At 53.5% G+C, this 16,225-nt stretch carries 14 protein-coding genes; 6 read left to right on the plus strand and 8 right to left on the minus strand.

What is annotated here, in order from left to right; all coding sequences use genetic code 11:
• The first annotated feature begins 183 nt into the window (after positions 1 to 183).
• The 4 genes from ubiG to yfaE all read left to right on the plus strand — a co-directional run bounded on the left by ubiG (position 184) and on the right by yfaE (position 5,092).
• The gene (gene ubiG / locus D9980_RS11505; RefSeq protein ID WP_021178493.1) at positions 184 to 909 is read left to right on the plus strand and encodes a bifunctional 2-polyprenyl-6-hydroxyphenol methylase/3-demethylubiquinol 3-O-methyltransferase UbiG; all 726 of its coding nucleotides are present in this window, start codon (positions 184 to 186) and stop codon (positions 907 to 909) included.
• Between the two features lie 431 nt (positions 910 to 1,340).
• Entirely contained in the window at positions 1,341 to 3,629 is a 2,289-nt protein-coding gene (gene nrdA / locus D9980_RS11510; RefSeq protein WP_024485994.1) for a class 1a ribonucleoside-diphosphate reductase subunit alpha, read from the plus strand.
• A 71-nt stretch (positions 3,630 to 3,700) separates the two neighbouring features.
• Entirely contained in the window at positions 3,701 to 4,831 is a 1,131-nt protein-coding gene (nrdB, locus tag D9980_RS11515; RefSeq protein ID WP_024485993.1) for a class Ia ribonucleoside-diphosphate reductase subunit beta, read from the plus strand.
• Positions 4,832 to 5,092: a class I ribonucleotide reductase maintenance protein YfaE gene (gene yfaE, locus D9980_RS11520; RefSeq protein WP_021805960.1), complete on the plus strand. Its 261-nt coding sequence runs from the start codon at positions 4,832 to 4,834 to the stop codon at positions 5,090 to 5,092.
• A gap of 71 nt (positions 5,093 to 5,163) precedes the next feature.
• On the opposite strand, the gene D9980_RS27275 is transcribed toward yfaE, so the two are convergent.
• From D9980_RS27275 to D9980_RS11560, 8 genes are all read right to left on the minus strand, one after another.
• Entirely contained in the window at positions 5,164 to 5,373 is a 210-nt protein-coding gene (locus D9980_RS27275; RefSeq protein WP_315902366.1) for a Hok/Gef family protein, read from the minus strand.
• A gap of 338 nt (positions 5,374 to 5,711) precedes the next feature.
• On the minus strand, positions 5,712 to 6,410 hold the full coding sequence (locus D9980_RS11530) for a DUF1120 domain-containing protein (protein ID WP_121607366.1): 699 nt from the start codon (positions 6,408 to 6,410) through the stop codon (positions 5,712 to 5,714).
• A 139-nt stretch (positions 6,411 to 6,549) separates the two neighbouring features.
• A complete protein-coding gene (locus tag D9980_RS11535; RefSeq protein WP_121607367.1) occupies positions 6,550 to 7,104 on the minus strand; it encodes a hypothetical protein in 555 nt (184 codons plus the stop codon).
• A gap of 21 nt (positions 7,105 to 7,125) precedes the next feature.
• Positions 7,126 to 9,480, minus strand: coding sequence for a fimbrial biogenesis usher protein (locus D9980_RS11540; RefSeq protein WP_162304259.1), 2,355 nt, complete (start codon positions 9,478 to 9,480; stop codon positions 7,126 to 7,128).
• Between the two features lie 95 nt (positions 9,481 to 9,575).
• Positions 9,576 to 10,265, minus strand: a complete 690-nt coding sequence (locus D9980_RS11545) for a fimbria/pilus chaperone family protein (RefSeq protein WP_238393706.1) — start codon at positions 10,263 to 10,265, stop codon at positions 9,576 to 9,578.
• 201 nt (positions 10,266 to 10,466) lie between these two features.
• A complete protein-coding gene (locus tag D9980_RS11550; RefSeq protein ID WP_121607370.1) occupies positions 10,467 to 11,165 on the minus strand; it encodes a DUF1120 domain-containing protein in 699 nt (232 codons plus the stop codon).
• A gap of 542 nt (positions 11,166 to 11,707) precedes the next feature.
• Positions 11,708 to 12,904 carry a nicotinamide mononucleotide deamidase-related protein YfaY gene (locus tag D9980_RS11555; RefSeq protein ID WP_121607371.1) on the minus strand — a complete coding sequence of 399 codons (1,197 nt, stop codon included), beginning with the start codon at positions 12,902 to 12,904 and terminating at the stop codon, positions 11,708 to 11,710.
• Between the two features lie 121 nt (positions 12,905 to 13,025).
• Positions 13,026 to 13,613, minus strand: a complete 588-nt coding sequence (locus D9980_RS11560) for a TetR/AcrR family transcriptional regulator (RefSeq protein ID WP_121607372.1) — start codon at positions 13,611 to 13,613, stop codon at positions 13,026 to 13,028.
• A gap of 136 nt (positions 13,614 to 13,749) precedes the next feature.
• Between D9980_RS11560 and D9980_RS11565 the strand changes: the two genes are divergently transcribed.
• Both D9980_RS11565 and D9980_RS11570 read left to right on the plus strand, forming a co-directional pair.
• Positions 13,750 to 14,952, plus strand: coding sequence for an MFS transporter (locus D9980_RS11565; RefSeq protein WP_121607373.1), 1,203 nt, complete (start codon positions 13,750 to 13,752; stop codon positions 14,950 to 14,952).
• Positions 14,953 to 14,994: 42 nt separating this feature from the next.
• Entirely contained in the window at positions 14,995 to 16,218 is a 1,224-nt protein-coding gene (locus D9980_RS11570) for an MFS transporter (RefSeq protein WP_121607374.1), read from the plus strand.
• Positions 16,219 to 16,225 lie beyond the last annotated feature (7 nt).

A 16,225-nucleotide genomic window follows, 5' to 3' on the forward strand; every position in this document is an offset into this window, starting at 1 on the left:
GTGTAAAACTATATCACAAAGCGCGCTTTACGGGGAAATTACCGGCGCTGTTTCACTGAAATGTGCTGCCCTGCGGGCGAAAATTGCCTCGATAACAATTGCCTCGATCACAACAGCGCTGCGCCAAGCGTGCCGGAACATGTATAATCTGCACCATAAGAGAACCAGGAGCTAATAACGCCCATGAATGCTGAATCATCCCGTCACGCGCCAAACGTTGATCACCAGGAAATCGCCAAATTTGAAGCAGTCGCCTCGCGCTGGTGGGATCTGGAAGGTGAGTTCAAGCCGCTGCATCGGATCAATCCGCTGCGTCTGAATTATATCATGCAGCGCGCAGGAGGCATTTTTGACAAACAAGTGCTCGACGTTGGCTGCGGCGGCGGCATTCTGGCAGAGAGCATGGCACGTGAAGGTGCGTTGGTGACCGGGCTGGATATGGGGGCAGAACCGCTCCAGGTGGCGCGACTGCATGCGCTGGAAAGCGGTATGCAGGTGACCTACGTGCAAGAAACGGTAGAAAGCCATGCGCAAGCTCATCCACAACAGTATGACATTGTCACCTGTATGGAGATGCTCGAGCACGTCCCAGACCCGGCCTCCGTCGTGCGGGCCTGTGCACATCTGGTCAAACCGGGCGGCCACGTGTTCTTCTCCACCATCAACCGCAATACCAAAGCCTGGCTGATGGCGGTCATCGGCGCTGAATACGTGCTCAAGATGGTGCCACAGGGCACCCATGATCATAAGAAGTTCATCCGCCCTTCTGAACTGATCGGTTGGGTCGACGGCACCGAGCTGCGTGAAAAACATATCATCGGCCTGCATTACAACCCGATCACCGACCATTTCAAGCTGGGCCGCAACGTTGATGTGAACTACATGGTGCATACCCAGCACCAGGGTTGAAACTGCCATAACGTACCGGGGCGATGTTTCCGCCGCCGGTGCAACTAAGCGTATAAGATAAATACCTATTTATCCGTTTTCGATCAAAAAAGCCGATCTAAACCGTTTTTAAGAATATAAAAGCAGATCAATATGCGGTTTTTTTCTAACGTTTAATAAAGCGGCAAACGATCGGGGTTTTCACAAAATCAGCAAAATCTCATCGCGCTTATTGACAACCTTGCCACCCCAGATAGGGCGCGCACTAGGAACAATTGGTAACATTTCACCCCCAAGTTATCCACAAGATCGGCAGGTTTTGTTCACTTGCAAACCCACCGTTTTATCACTATCTTGTTACCTCACCGACATACACCCCCTATATATAGTGTTTACATACTGAGCAGAGCGACTACACTTTCTGCTTAGGGGAATCTCACGGACAGGTAAAAATGAACCAAAGCCTACTTGTAACTAAACGCGATGGCAGTAAAGAGCGCATCAACCTCGACAAAATCCACCGAGTCATCGACTGGGCCGCGGAAGGTTTAAACAACGTCTCGGTCTCTCAAGTAGAGTTACGTTCACATATTCAGTTTTATGACGGCATCAAAACCGCCGATATTCATGAAACCATCATCAAGGCCGCAGCCGATCTGATCTCCCGTGACGCACCGGACTATCAGTATCTGGCCGCTCGCCTCGCCATCTTCCATCTGCGTAAAAAAGCTTACGGTCAGTTTGAGCCGCCGAAGCTGCTCGACCACGTTGCACGCATGGTGGAGATGGGTAAATACGATAAACATCTGCTGGAAGACTACACCACTGAAGAGTTCGAGCAGATGGACTCCTTTATCGATCACTGGCGTGATATGAACTTCTCCTACGCTGCCGTGAAGCAGTTGGAAGGGAAATATCTGGTGCAGAACCGCGTCAGCGGCGAGATTTATGAGAGCGCCCAGTTCCTGTATATCCTGGTAGCCGCGTGCCTGTTCTCCAACTACCCGCGCGCCACCCGTCTGGACTACGTAAAACGTTTCTATGACGCGATCTCCACCTTCAAGATTTCACTGCCTACGCCGATCATGTCTGGCGTGCGCACCCCAACCCGCCAATTCAGCTCTTGCGTGCTGATCGAGTGTGGTGACAGCCTGGATTCCATCAACGCCACCTCCAGCGCCATTGTGAAATACGTTTCACAGCGTGCTGGTATCGGTATCAATGCTGGCCGTATCCGTGCCTTGGGTAGCCCAATTCGTGGCGGTGAAGCCTTCCATACCGGCTGTATCCCGTTCTACAAACACTTCCAGACCGCGGTGAAATCCTGCTCTCAGGGTGGCGTACGTGGTGGTGCAGCCACACTGTTCTACCCAATGTGGCATCTGGAAGTTGAAAGCCTGCTGGTGCTGAAAAACAACCGTGGGGTTGAAGGCAACCGCGTGCGTCACATGGACTACGGCGTGCAGCTCAACCGCCTGATGTATCAGCGCCTGATCAAGAATGAAGACATCACCCTGTTCAGCCCGTCTGACGTCCCAGGGCTGTACGACGCATTCTTCGCCGATCAGGACGAGTTCGAGCGTCTCTACACCCTGTATGAGAAAGACAGCAGCATTCGTCAGCAGCGTGTGAGAGCGGTAGAGCTGTTCTCACTGATGATGCAGGAACGTGCTTCTACTGGCCGTATCTACATCCAGAACGTCGACCACTGCAACACCCACAGCCCGTTCGATCCGCAGATCGCCCCGGTACGCCAGTCAAACCTGTGCCTGGAAATCGCTCTGCCGACCAAACCGCTGGATGACGTTAACGACGAAAACGGCGAAATCGCGCTGTGTACGCTGTCAGCATTCAACCTGGGCGCGATTGAGAGCCTGGACGATCTGGAAGAGCTGGCTACGCTGGCCGTACGTGCGCTCGACGCCCTGCTGGATTATCAGGATTACCCGATCAAAGCCGCTCACCGTGGCGCGATGGGTCGCCGTACCTTGGGTATCGGTGTGATCAACTTTGCCTATTACCTGGCGAAGAACGGCGTACGCTATTCCGACGGCAGCGCCAACAACCTGACCCACAGAACCTTCGAAGCGATCCAGTACTACCTGCTGAAAGCCTCGAACCGTCTGGCTCAGGAGCAAGGGGCTTGCCCGTGGTTCAATGAAACCACCTATGCGCAAGGCATCTTGCCAATCGACACTTACAAGAAAGATTTAGACGCGATCTGTAGCGAACCCCTGCATTACGACTGGGAAAGCCTGCGTAAAGAGATCAAAGAGACCGGCCTGCGCAACTCAACGCTGTCTGCCTTGATGCCGTCGGAAACCTCGTCGCAGATCTCCAATGCCACCAACGGCATTGAGCCACCACGCGGCCATATCAGTATCAAAGCGTCCAAAGACGGCATTCTGCGCCAGGTCGTTCCTGAGTATGAGCGTCTGAAAAATGACTACGAACTGCTGTGGGAATTACCCAATAACGACGGTTACCTGCAACTGGTTGGCCTGATGCAGAAATTTATCGATCAGTCGATCTCGGCGAACACCAACTATGACCCAACCCGTTTCCCGGGTGGCAAGGTGCCGATGAAGCAGTTGTTGAAAGATCTGCTCACCACCTACAAGTTCGGTGTCAAAACGCTGTATTATCAGAACACCCGCGACGGTGCAGATGATATCCAGGAAGACATGCAGCCTGCTCAGGGCGGCGATGACGACTGTGAAGGCGGCGCCTGCAAGATCTAACGTTTGACACAGCGGGCCGGAACTCTTCCGGCCCCTTTACTTTTCAGCTCGGCACTAATGGATCCAAGCTCATGGCTTACACTACTTTTTCTCAAAACAAAAACAACCAGTTGCTTGAGCCGATGTTCTTCGGCCAGTCGGTCAACGTGGCGCGTTTCGACCAGCAAAAACATGAAATTTTTGAAAAGCTGATCGAAAAGCAGCTCTCCTTCTTCTGGCGTCCTGAAGAGGTTGACGTCGCGCGCGATCGTATCGACTATCAAGCGCTGCCAGAACACGAGAAGCACATCTTCATCAGCAACCTGAAGTATCAGACCTTGCTGGATTCCATCCAGGGCCGTAGCCCTAACGTGGCGTTTCTGCCGCTGATCTCCATTCCGGAACTGGAAACCTGGATCGAAACCTGGTCATTCTCAGAGACCATTCACTCACGTTCCTACACCCATATCATTCGTAACATCGTTAACGATCCGTCGGTGGTGTTCGACGATATCGTCACCAACGAGGAGATCCTCAAGCGGGCAAAAGATATCTCCGGCTACTACGACGATCTGATCGAAATGACCAGCTACTATCATCTGCTGGGTGAAGGCACACATCAGGTCAATGGGAAAACGGTGACCGTTAACCTGCGCGCCATCAAAAAGCAGCTGTATCTGTGCCTGATGAGCGTCAACGCGCTGGAGGCCATTCGTTTCTACGTTAGCTTCGCCTGTTCGTTTGCTTTCGCCGAGCGTGAGCTGATGGAAGGCAATGCCAAAATCATCAAACTGATCGCCCGCGACGAAGCCCTGCACCTGACCGGTACGCAACATATCCTGAACCTGATGCGCTCAGGCGCTGATGACCCAGAGATGGCTGAAATCGCCGTAGAATGCCAGCAACAGTGCTATGACCTGTTCGTCCTGGCGGCGCAACAAGAGAAAGAGTGGGCCGAATATCTGTTCCGCGACGGCTCCATGATTGGCCTGAACAAAGACATCCTGTGCCAGTACGTGGAATACATAACCAATATCCGCATGCAGGCCGTCGGCCTGGGTTCACCGTTCCCGACTCGCTCCAACCCAATCCCGTGGATCAACGCCTGGCTGGTGTCGGATAACGTGCAGGTGGCTCCGCAGGAAGTGGAAGTCAGCTCTTACCTGGTCGGCCAGATTGACTCTGAAGTCAACGCCGACGACCTGAGTGATTTCGAGCTGTAAGTGGCTGCACCAACCATCACGCTGCGTGCCACCGGTACGCAGCTCTCCTGCCCCGAAGGTGAGAAATGCCTGCTCGACGTGCTGGAACTGCATGAGGTGGAGGTGGAATACCAATGCCGCTCCGGCTATTGCGGTGCCTGCCGAGTGAAATTACTGAAGGGTGAGGTCGCTTACCACCAGCAGCCGTTGGCATTTATCAATCACGGCGAGATCCTGCCCTGCTGCTGCATGCCCGCCATGGATATCGAGTTGGAAATCTGAGATTGGGTGCCTGAAACCACGCCTGGAGACCTTAAGGCGGGGTTACCCCCGCCTTATGATTACCACTTCACCTATCGCATACAGGCCGATGACACCAAGATAGTGATATCTTTCTGGTAGATTTCCAGACCGCAAAAGCGGTCTTTAATCATCCAGACTAATACCAAAACCGTAATGCATACAGCCAGTAACGCGTAGAGCGCATGTTTTTTATACATGGCTTGCCTCCTTGCTGTGAAGGGGCTACCATAACGGTGTCGAAGCGTTATTGGTTGCCCCATTCTGAGTTAACGTCAGTTTGGGGCTTTCAACTTTCCGCCTTGCCACACAATGCCCAAGACGAAAAGTCTCAAGCACCCGCAAAGAGTGTAACAACACAATCCCACAGCGAATACCCCTTATATTGTTATGATCCATAAGGGATATATCACCGCTATCAACAAGTTTCTCTGCGGTAATTTCGACCATTCTCAGCCTACCGCTTCTGCCGCGAACCTGGCTGCCATTCAGCCAACGACGCAGCAAATCCAGCACCAGGACACTACCGATGCTTAACGTAAACGCAAGCTATGGTGGGCTCATTGTCTGGCAGACAACCGCCAGACAATACCCCTATGGTTTACAGGTAGTGCAGGCTTAGAGTGGTGTTAGTGTTAAAGTTGACAACGTCTTTCAGCTCTTCCACAACGTTAACGTTAAGTGCCGCAGAGACCGTCATAATACCTGAGATATTAGTGGCTTCCTGTGGTGCGGTGTCTTTCCCCCAACCATGGAACACAGAGCCATCCTGATACATCAAATGCTCGGCGGTGCCAGAAACCGCGCTCCAGCTACTGCCGCCATTTTTGGAGGAGATAAGCTCGGCATCTTTGCTATCCAGGGTGGCACTTGCCAGCATCACGGTAAAATAGCCGATGTCTTCACCCTCAAGCGCCCCTAGGGATGCAAGTTGTCCAGGTTCAGCACGCAGCGCTTTGTCGGTATCACTGAGGTAGCTAACAACACCCATCGTGGGATTGCCAGAAACAGGGGTGTCCGCCTGTGCAGATAGCGCCACTTTGGCTGCCGATTTACATTGAATATTAAAACCAACAGGCTTGTAGCCTAACTGATAGGCATTTTGATTTTTAGTTTGTTCTTGCAGCTCGTTTTTTTTCAAATTACCGAAGTCAACAGAACCATCAACAGAGATGGCACACGCGGAAGGAAATACTGCCCCCTTCACCGTAATTTGAGCCGTTTCCGCCGCCATCGCAGTCAAGGAACACGCCGAAGTAGCGATGGCAAGGGTCAGAGCTGTAATTTTAAACATATTCATTTAAGTACCATTTTTCAGATTAACTAACATTAACCATCCCTAGACTGGATACCTCTTCCATAACAAAAACAGGCGCAGCATGCAGCGCCCCTACGCCGTGAGCCTATTGGGGTTTGTCGGCAGCCTCAGGCGATATCGACTATTGCCGAGCTTCAAACCTCACTTGGCCGTCCATCTCCGTCAGATCGCGGATCCGGCCCTCATCTCCTGCTGCGGGAAAATCCAGGCGCAACTGCACTATCAGCAGATGAGTCTCCTTCCCGGCGGCCCCTGTTGCGAGCGTGGTAATCTGGCTGCCAGGAGACAGCGGAACCGATGAACCCGACGATAGCTGCCTTTCCCCCTGCAGCGCAGAACTCAGCCTCAGCCCTGTGTCACCACCGTCATACTGCGCAGTCAGCAGCGTCAGTGTCATGCTGCCCGCAGTGCCAAAGCGAAAGTGTTGTCCCCCCTCATCCGGCGTGCCATCAATCAGCAACGTGATCGGCCCCGTCCCCACACACTCAGCGGCGACTGTCATCTCTTGCTGGGTAAACAACGTTCCTGCATTGGCAACATGGATCTGTTTGCCCAGTTGGATCTCGGGGCGTGATACCACCACCTGACAGTTCTGTGCCATAGCGTCTGGAGTAACAAGCCACAGCACAGTGATAAGCTTCAATCCCCGGATTAATGTGATCACTTTCTGTTTCACACGCCCACCCTGGTTCTACGGTTAACTGCATTGTGCGGTGACATTTTCATAGGCCTCCCCCTTCAGCGCCTTTTCCGGTACGGAATAATGCAGACTGCATTGCTGCTCCTGCCAACGCGCCATCAGCGGGCGTTTATCGTTCAGATCGGTAAGAAACACCGTGCCTGCATCTACCGCCGTGGTCACATAACTACCGTCTTGCGCAATAATGGCGCTGCCTTTCGGCAACGGCGATCCATCCATCAGCTTCACCGTCAACAACCCGTTGCGCGTCTGCTGCAAAATAAAATGGGTATCGGTTACCGCTCCGTGCCCCGCCACAACTTGCCGCAAGCCATTGCTGACATCGGTATTTGCTGGCAATTGTTCCGTGTTCAACTCTATCCGGCCTGCTGCGTAAGCGGGTAGCCCAGGAACCACCGCCTTACCCCGCCAGTCAGTCCATACTTTTCCCCGTGGGGTGTTGATTTCTACCCCACTGACCGCAGGCTCCACCGTCACTACGCCAAAAGTGTCGTTAATCTTATGCGGTGAGAACACCACACCTTCCTGATGGACTACGATGCCGCCAGACAACGTGCCGGAGTAGTTGCGGGTATGATCGGTCGCAGCGTATCCATATAACCCGGCAGTGGTGTAGTGCAGGTTGCCGTTCAGGCTGCCTGACAGGCTGGTATCGCGTTGCTGTTTCATACTGTGCTCTGTCGCCAATGACCAGTTGCTGTTATCCGTCAGGACACCGCTCGTCTGCATGCCTACAGCCGCTGAATCTGGGGTATGTCGATAATGGCTACCGATCACCTGTCCACCCAGTGGAAAACTGAGGTTAACAAACAGGCTGTCGCGGTCGGTATTGCGGCACCGATAAGATGCATGACAGCTTCGTACACTTCGGCTCTGGCGCTGCCAGTTCACTGAGGCGTTTACAAAACCAAAATTGCGGTTCCAGGTGGCCATCAGGCGCCGAGTATCACCGCCATTATCCCCCTGACGGGTCTGGCTGGCAGAGAGCGAAATATGGCCCAGAGTCGTTTGGTACCAATTCATCCGCAGACCTGCACTGGTGCGGCTGTAAGGGCTATCAGTGAGGGAAACCGAGTCCGTCAGTTCCCGATAGCCAGGAGAATAGAGGGTGATATCACCACCAAATCCGAGATTCAGTGGCGCTTGCCAGTTCACCGAAGCCGTACTCTTTGCCCCCTGTCGGTCATGGTTGCGATCCTGGCTCAGCGCGGCGGCCAGGCCTAGAGAGACTTCTTGACGCGGACTGACGGTGAGCCCCACACCGCTGCCCAGATAACCAGAGGCGATAATTGACCCGCCCTCCAGCAATACCCGCTGGGAAAGCGCCCGCCCATCAGACAAGCTGGCCACCCAGGGCCGCTCATAGCCCTGGCTGACGCTGTCCGCACGTAGGCGTCCCAACGCCAAAGACCAGGTTTCCGGTGCCTTTGGTACCAAACTGCGAAATGATGCCGCAGTGATGGTGTAAGCCTCTTCCTGCCCGCCCGGGGTTATCACCCTGAGTTGCAGGTCACTGGTGGAGTTCAATACAGGGAGCTCCGTCAGCGTAAAGGGACCGGCCGGCACCAGCGTGGAATAAATCAGGATCCCGCTTTGGCGTACTTCCACCCGTGACTGGTCTGCCCGGGCAATACCGCGCACCTGTGCCCCCTCTCCCTGGCTGCTCAGCGCAGACTGTGGGATCAGTTGCATCCCATCGATGGACGCACCGGACAGGAGATTATTGGAAAAGTTGATTTGCCCGGCCTGCAACAATTGCTTTCTATCCACCAGGGTTTTCTGTGCGTATACATACGCATTGTCGAAGGTAAAGCCACCCGCGCTGCTCTGGCGCAGGTTATGCGCACCGCGCACCATCCAGTCTCCCGCGTTAAAACCGCTTTCCAGATTCAGGTAGCTGTTGCTTGAATGGTTACCGTACGAGGAAAAATAGGAACGGTAAGCGGAATAGTTCAGCAAGCCAGCCGTGCCACCTTGCTGGAAATGCGCTAGGTCATTTGCCTTCTCCACCGCTTCCGGCGGCACCACAATATGCACTTCTTGAGTGGCGGGAAGTAGGGAGATCGTAGCGGTCGGCCAGACGTCGGTAAGTTGCGGGCAGGTATCTGCGTCCGCCCTCTCCTGCCGCAGTGGCGGATCCAATCGGATACCGGCAGACGCAAAAAAGGCTTCATCCGCACACACTTCACCACTGTGACCAAATGCCAGTCTCTGCATGCCTCGGCTGGCGCCATTGACCTCTAGCTCCACATCGGTAATACCAGGCGTAAAGCGCGCCCCTTGTGCAAAGTAGGCAGCAGTAGACGGATCGATACCCAACGCCTTCAGCCGACTTTCACTGAAGTTGGTCAATTTGGCCCCTTCTGCTGGTACGGATCCCCCCCAGCAAACCAATAAAATGGCTGAGATCAGTAATGAATGGCGGGTTGTCTTCATGGTATGAGTAATTATTTGCCGCTCAGAGGGGCAGTCTTTACACCTACACCAAACCCGTAACGAGTAACGGGGGAGAACGCCACCTGCTGCTGGCTACTGAGACGGGTACTGGCAGGTGCGGTGACCACCAGGGTTTCGCCAGGTAGGATATAACTCTTGTTCAGGGACAGCACATTACCTGCGGGTTGTAGTTTGACCTGCGGGGTCAAGCGCACCACATGGCGACCCGTGTTGGTGACTTTCAGGCTGTTTGCGCTAACGGACCAGTCCAAATCGGTCCACATATCGCGTTTAGCACTCAACCCTTTTGGTACAATAATCACTGGCAGATCCTGACGCACGCTAACGGACACTTGGCTGTTATCCGTAGTCCGTTCAGTCACGCCTTCAAAATATACGCGCTTGATATGTTCGCTCTGCAACGGAGTATCGGTGTTCAACACAAAGCGTACGCGTTGGGACTGGCCTGGCTCCAAACGAGCTACTGGCTGGGTCACAATCAGGCGAGGAGTGGGATCGTCAGGTAATTCAACGATTCTGGTATACAACAGCACCGGAACTTTTTCCGTGTTTTTAACATTAATGCTGCCGCCCTTCTGTGCTTCGTCAATAATGACCGCCGAAGATTCAGGTAATACGCCAGAGGCGTGAGACTGAGTCGAAAAAATAGATACTGCAACCAGTAAAAAACTGCACAGCACCCAATCCGATTTTAAATCTTTACTCCTAGAATAAGACTGAGCAACCAGTAATAACGTATTGGAGATTATTCGCTTAACGGAAATAAAATAAGCGGAAAATTGACAACGCATCACAAACACACCTTACAGAAAACAGTATTGATAAAATAACAGCAGGTAAACATTGTCTGGCAGGCAACTGCCAGACAAGACACCGAGGGTTTACAGGTACTGTAGGCTTAGGGTTGTGCTGCTGTTAAAGTTGAGGACTTCTTTCATGTCATCGATAAAACGAGCATCAATGGCAGCAGAGATATTGATAACACCAGAGATATTGGTTGCTTCCTGTGGTGCATTGTCTTTCCCCCAACTATAAAATGCAGAGCCATCCTGATACATCACATGCTCATCTGCACCAGAGACAGCTTGCCAATCATGGCCATTATCTTGGGAAAATATCAGCTCGGAATTTTTGTCATCCAAATTTGCACTTACCAGCGCCGTGGTAAAATAGCCGATGTCATGCCCCTCAATCACTCCCAGATTGCCCAAGTGTTCGGTTTTGGTACGAGACGTTTTTTCAGTCTCATTAACGTAGCTCACAACACCTACCGTGCTCGGACCAGAAGGCGGAATATCAGCCTGTGTAGATAACGCCACTTTTGCTGCAGAGTTACATTGAATATCAAAATTAACGGGCTTATAGCCTAGCTGGTAAGCATTGAGGAATTTGCTTTTTTCTTTCAGTTCATTTTCGGTCAAATTGCCGAAGTCTGCCGAGCCAGCAACAGAGATGGAACATGCGGTAGGAACGATGGACCCTTTCACCATGATTTGGGCCGTTTCCGCTGCCATCACAGGAAGGGAAACGGCAGAAGTAGCCAGAATAAGGGGCAGCGTTGTAAGTTTAAACAATTTCATTTAAATACCATTCTTAAGATCAACTAACCTTGACCATCCCTATCTCGGATACTTCCTCCATGAAAAACCAACAAACAGACATCTAATTCCAATTTTTTGGATTTATTTAAAATAAAAAACTGCAAGAAAAATGAGGGGCAGAATGGTAAATCACCAACACTGGCTTTTGGAAGACATAAATCCAAGTAAATTTCTGTCGTTTGATAGGCAATAACTATAAATAATAAAAAGTTAATAAAAAAACGTAAATAATTAACTTATAATTTTTAATTAATATTGATAATCAACTAGTTACGCATGTGCGCACCAAAAAACACGCGCACAATAATAAAACAAAAAAGCAACAATGAATCAGGGATATATCAGCGCTATCAACCCGTTTATCTCCGGTAATAGCGACTATTTCCAGCTAGCCGTTGCTCGGCGATAGGCGATACCAGTGAAGATTTGCAGAAATGGAAGGGGTCGCACATGTTCGACCGTAGGGGACCGCACGCTTTACTGCATGAGGCCCCTAGGTTTTGAACCTGCTGAGGAATGTTCTACTCGATAATTTCCACAATTTCCAGCCAGCCGTTTTTGCCGCAAACCTGGCCGCCATTCAACCAGCGGCGCAGCATATCCAGCGCCAGCATCGCGACCGACTCCTGGCGTAAGCGCAGGCCATGACGTGATGCACGATAGCCCACAGTCTGACCAATACCGCCTTTTGGCGTATGCAAGGCAACGCTGACACGATCCCCTGCCATGGCGCTAACGGCCAACGCTAACTGCGCGCCGGTGAGCTGAGCCAAAGACTGAGCACGCGCCAGCACTGTTGCCAGCGTCTCGGAGCAATGTGCGGGTAACAGTTCGCCACCGGCCAGCGGGGCCGCTTCGCTCTGCAACTGCAGGTTGATTAGCCCGGCGGTAAATTGCTCGCTCAGCGCCAACGTCAAGTTCTGCTGCTGTAAGCGTTGCGTTAGCTCTGCCGGTAGCCCTGCCGTACCTTCAAAAATCGTATTTTCACCCGCAACCTGCCGCACTCGCTGCCAGGCTTGTTCCATCGCGGCACGCTGAGCCTGTGGGCCAGTCAACTTCAGTTCAATAATCGGGCTGGAAGAGCGATAGCCCAGTACGACACCCGGCGGCAAAGGCATGCCGTCCAGTTCAGCAGCCAAGTCGCTTTCCGAAGTCCCGAAGGTGGTAAGGCGAAGACACAACGGCGGCTCAGGTAAAGTAAAGCCTTGGCGCAGGCGTGGCAGGATCTGCTCTTCTACCATCACTTTAAATTCGGAAGGCACACCCGGCGTAAAGAACATCCGGCACTTATTCAGCGTTAAGACAAAGCCGCAGGCGGTACCTACACGGTTATCCAGCATTTCCGCATTAGCCGGGATCTGTGCCTGTTTACGGTTGGAAGCCGCCATCGGACGGCCGCGCTCCGCAAAGTAGGCTTCCATACGGGCGATCCATTCAGGATGTTCGACCAGCTCGGTATCGCAAGCCTTTGCTGCCGCCAACGCGCTGAGATCGTCACTGGTTGGCCCCAGACCGCCGTTGACGATCAGCACGTCGGCAATGTGGCTACGCTCCTGCAGGATTTCGATCAGAGAGGAGAGGCTATCCCCCACCGTTTCACGCCCACTCATCGGTAAGCCTTGCTGGAACAGGTAATCTGCCAGCCAGGCGGCGTTGGTATCAATAATTTGCCCATGTAGCACTTCATCACCGGTGCTGAGCATCTCCACTCTTAACATTGATCTCTCCCTTATGTTCAGATCCCTCCACTATAGAAGCCTGTTAACAACTTTTCACCAAATAGCTGCGGCTAATAGTGCTACAGGCAGGGGAGCAGTATGAACAGGGAGTTTCGTTAACTTATGATTTGGCCAACAATCCTCGCAGCAATAGCTCCAGCGCGGCAACACTTCGCGCCAGCCGCGTATTGCCGTCATCACCGTCCGCGATCCAGAACGCAGCCTCGGCCAAGCTACCGTAGATCAACGATGCTAGCGCCTGCGGATCGACCTTAGCGACGATACCTTGTTGGATAAGGTTGTCTATCAGCCGCCGCATCGACTCAACACAATGGCGTTGCGAGTCCGGCGAAGCACCGCCCAGCACCGCCCTGGCGTCGCGAAGCACGATGCGCTGGAATTCCGGCTCCAGCGCCATATCCAGATAGGCACGACAACGGCCGAGGAAACCTTCCCACGCATCTTCGGCAGTGTCGGAGATGAGTTGTAGGCGCGCATCCATCTCGGCGTCGATTTGTTCCACCACTGCCGTCAGCAACCCTTTCTTGTCACCAAAGTGGTGATAAAGCGCGCCACGGGTCAAGCCCGCCTGCGCGGTGAGTTCATCCATCGAGGTCTCGGCGTAGCCGTGCTCTCTGAAGACGTTACGGGCAGTTGCCAACAATGTGGCACGGGTTTCTTCCATTTCTGCGCGGGTGCGGCGAGCCATTGATGTTCCCCTTTAGATACGTTACGTATGTTTATTTACATACACTCCGTATGAATATACACTCCTATTCATACGTACCGTATGTATTATCACCGCGCTATGCCACTAAGGCAAGCGACGCCCCCTGGAGACTGAGATGGCTAACCCTTATAGAGAACTGTTCACCGCTCCCGGCACCAAGAGCTTAGCTCTGGCCGGACTGCTGGCACGGCTCCCGCTGTCGATGACTGGCATCGGCATCATCACCATGTTGTCACAGCTGCGTGGCAGCTTCGCTCTGGCCGGTGCCGTATCCGCCACCTTCGTGCTGGCCTACGCTCTGCTATCGCCACAGATATCTCGCTTGATGGATCACCACGGACAGAGCCGAGTACTGCCAGCTGCGACGGCCATCAGCGTCATCGGAATACTGCTTCTACTCGCCAGTTCCTGGTGGCTGGCACCCGACTGGACTTTGTTCGCAGGTGCCTTACTGGCCGGTTTTATGCCCAGCATGTCGGCGGTAGCGCGGGCACGCTGGACAGCTATCTACCAGGGCCAACCGCGCTTGCAGACGGCCTATTCGCTTGAGACAGTGCTCGATGAAGTCACCTTCATCACCGGGCCGCCGCTGTCAGTTGGCCTGTCCGTAGCGCTATTTCCACAAGCTGGCCCATTAGCGGCGGCGATACTTCTCCCCATAGGAGTGCTGGCCCTGATCGCACAGCGCAGCACCGAACCGTTGGTCAAAAAACATGACGCTACTTCGGGCCTGCCAGGATCTGTCATCAAACTGACGAGCGTGCGATTGCTGGCACTGCTGATGATGGCGATGGGTATCATCGTCGGCACTGTTGATATCGTCAGCGTGGCCTTCGCCGAGCAACTGGGGCAACCAGCGGCGGCCAGTCTGGTTCTATCTGCCTATGCCGTAGGATCATGCCTGTCAGGTCTGCTGTTTGGCGCACGCAAGTTAACTATCCCATTATCCCGCCTGCTGTTGCTGGGTGGGCTGGCGACAGCTGTGACAACGCTGCCCCTCCTGCTGGCAGGCAACATTGCCACATTAGCCACTGTGGTGTTCGTAGCAGGTCTGTTTTTCGCGCCAACGATGATCGTGGCAATGTCGCTTATCGAACGTCAGGTACCAAAGCGCCAATTGACGGAAGGCATGACCTGGCTGCTGGCCGCTCTAAATGTCGGGGTTGCGCTGGGAGCCGCCGTATCCGGCCAGGTAGTGAATGAAAGCGGTGCGCGTGCTGGATTTGTTATAGCCCTGTGCGCGGGCGCTTTGGTGCTGTTGGTCGCTCTTTGGGGGAGTCAGCGCCTACGTGACTCATCCGTACCAAATGCCGCGTGATATGGGCACAACCTGTTTTCCCTACTCACAAGGAGCTTAACTATGGATAAATCTTCAAGTACTGCGCCTCAAACGTCTACCCGACACCAATGGTTGGCAGTCACCGCCATAGGTCTTGCCACCTTTTCGGTGGTCACGACGGAAATGCTGCCGGTCGGTCTGCTGACGCCGATTGCCGACTCTCTGGAGACTTCTACCGGCACGGCAGGCCAGATGATCTCGCTGCCCGCAGTGCTGGCGGCCTTGTTCGCGCCGCTGGTGGTGATTGCATCTGGTGGTATTGACCGGCGCAGGATCCTGTGCGGATTACTGGGCCTACTGGCTATCGCCAACATTGTATCGGCATTGGCACCTAACATGGCTTGGATGCTGGCTGCTCGTGTTCTCGTCGGCTTTTGTATGGGGGGAGTCTGGGCTATCGCGGGTGGCTTGGCTTCCCGGCTTGTTCCTGATAACTCCATCGGATTGGCAACCTCCATTATCTTTGGTGGGGTGGCGGCCGCTTCTGTATTTGGGGTTCCACTCGGAGCGCTGATCGGTGACTTTGTGGGGTGGCGCTGGGCTTTTGGCAGTATAGCGTTGCTTAGCGTGTCGGTGTTGGTTTTGCATCTTGCCGTCGTTCCTGCACTCCCCGTTGCCAGTTCGGCTACCCTACGCCAGTTCGGCAAACAACTCGGTAATCGGAAGCTGCAAGTCGGGTTATTTCTGACGTTACTGCTCGTAGCCAGCCACTTCATGGTCTTTACCTTCGTGCGCCCGTTACTGCTGTCAGTACCGAGATTCGATACGCAATGGATTAGCGCACTGCTTTTCGCCTACGGCTTTGCAGGCATTGTTGGCAACTTCTTGGCAGGTACCATCGCGGCGCGGCGCACGGTCCTGACTTTGATAGCGGTCTCGATGGGCCTACTGTTCACTCCAGTGCTATTCCTGACCATTGGTGACTCCTACATCAGCGGTGGAGTGGTACTGCTAGTTTGGGGGCTGGCCTATGGCGGTGTATCAGTCGGTCTAATGACATGGACAATGAAAGTCGCACCGCGAGCCGTAGAGATTGCTACCGCACTGTATGTGGGCGTATTCAATATCGGCATTGCATTGGGGGCATGGGCAGGTGGCCAAGTTGTGGATGAACTTGGCATGACCGCCAACCTCTGGCTGGCCGGAGGCATCGCCGCCATCGCCTTACTGTTGTCTTTCGGTATCAGTCTGGCGGAACACAGAAGCGAAGCGACAAAGCAGCGGGCTCGCTCGCTAATGAACTGACTGGACA

It is taken from the genome of Serratia sp. 3ACOL1, assembly GCF_003668775.1.
Taxonomy (GTDB): domain Bacteria; phylum Pseudomonadota; class Gammaproteobacteria; order Enterobacterales; family Enterobacteriaceae; genus Chania; species Chania fonticola.

Coding starts and splice junctions, on each gene's coding strand:
- ubiG (WP_021178493.1), top strand. CDS start 184: ATGAATGCTGAATCATCCCGTCACGCGCCAAACGTTGATCACCAGGAA.
- nrdA (WP_024485994.1), top strand. CDS start 1,341: ATGAACCAAAGCCTACTTGTAACTAAACGCGATGGCAGTAAAGAGCGC.
- nrdB (WP_024485993.1), top strand. CDS start 3,701: ATGGCTTACACTACTTTTTCTCAAAACAAAAACAACCAGTTGCTTGAG.
- D9980_RS27275 (WP_315902366.1), bottom strand. CDS start 5,373: ATGGGGCAACCAATAACGCTTCGACACCGTTATGGTAGCCCCTTCACA.
- D9980_RS11530 (WP_121607366.1), bottom strand. CDS start 6,410: ATGAATATGTTTAAAATTACAGCTCTGACCCTTGCCATCGCTACTTCG.
- D9980_RS11550 (WP_121607370.1), bottom strand. CDS start 11,165: ATGAAATTGTTTAAACTTACAACGCTGCCCCTTATTCTGGCTACTTCT.
- D9980_RS11555 (WP_121607371.1), bottom strand. CDS start 12,904: ATGTTAAGAGTGGAGATGCTCAGCACCGGTGATGAAGTGCTACATGGG.
- D9980_RS11560 (WP_121607372.1), bottom strand. CDS start 13,613: ATGGCTCGCCGCACCCGCGCAGAAATGGAAGAAACCCGTGCCACATTG.
- D9980_RS11565 (WP_121607373.1), top strand. CDS start 13,750: ATGGCTAACCCTTATAGAGAACTGTTCACCGCTCCCGGCACCAAGAGC.
- D9980_RS11570 (WP_121607374.1), top strand. CDS start 14,995: ATGGATAAATCTTCAAGTACTGCGCCTCAAACGTCTACCCGACACCAA.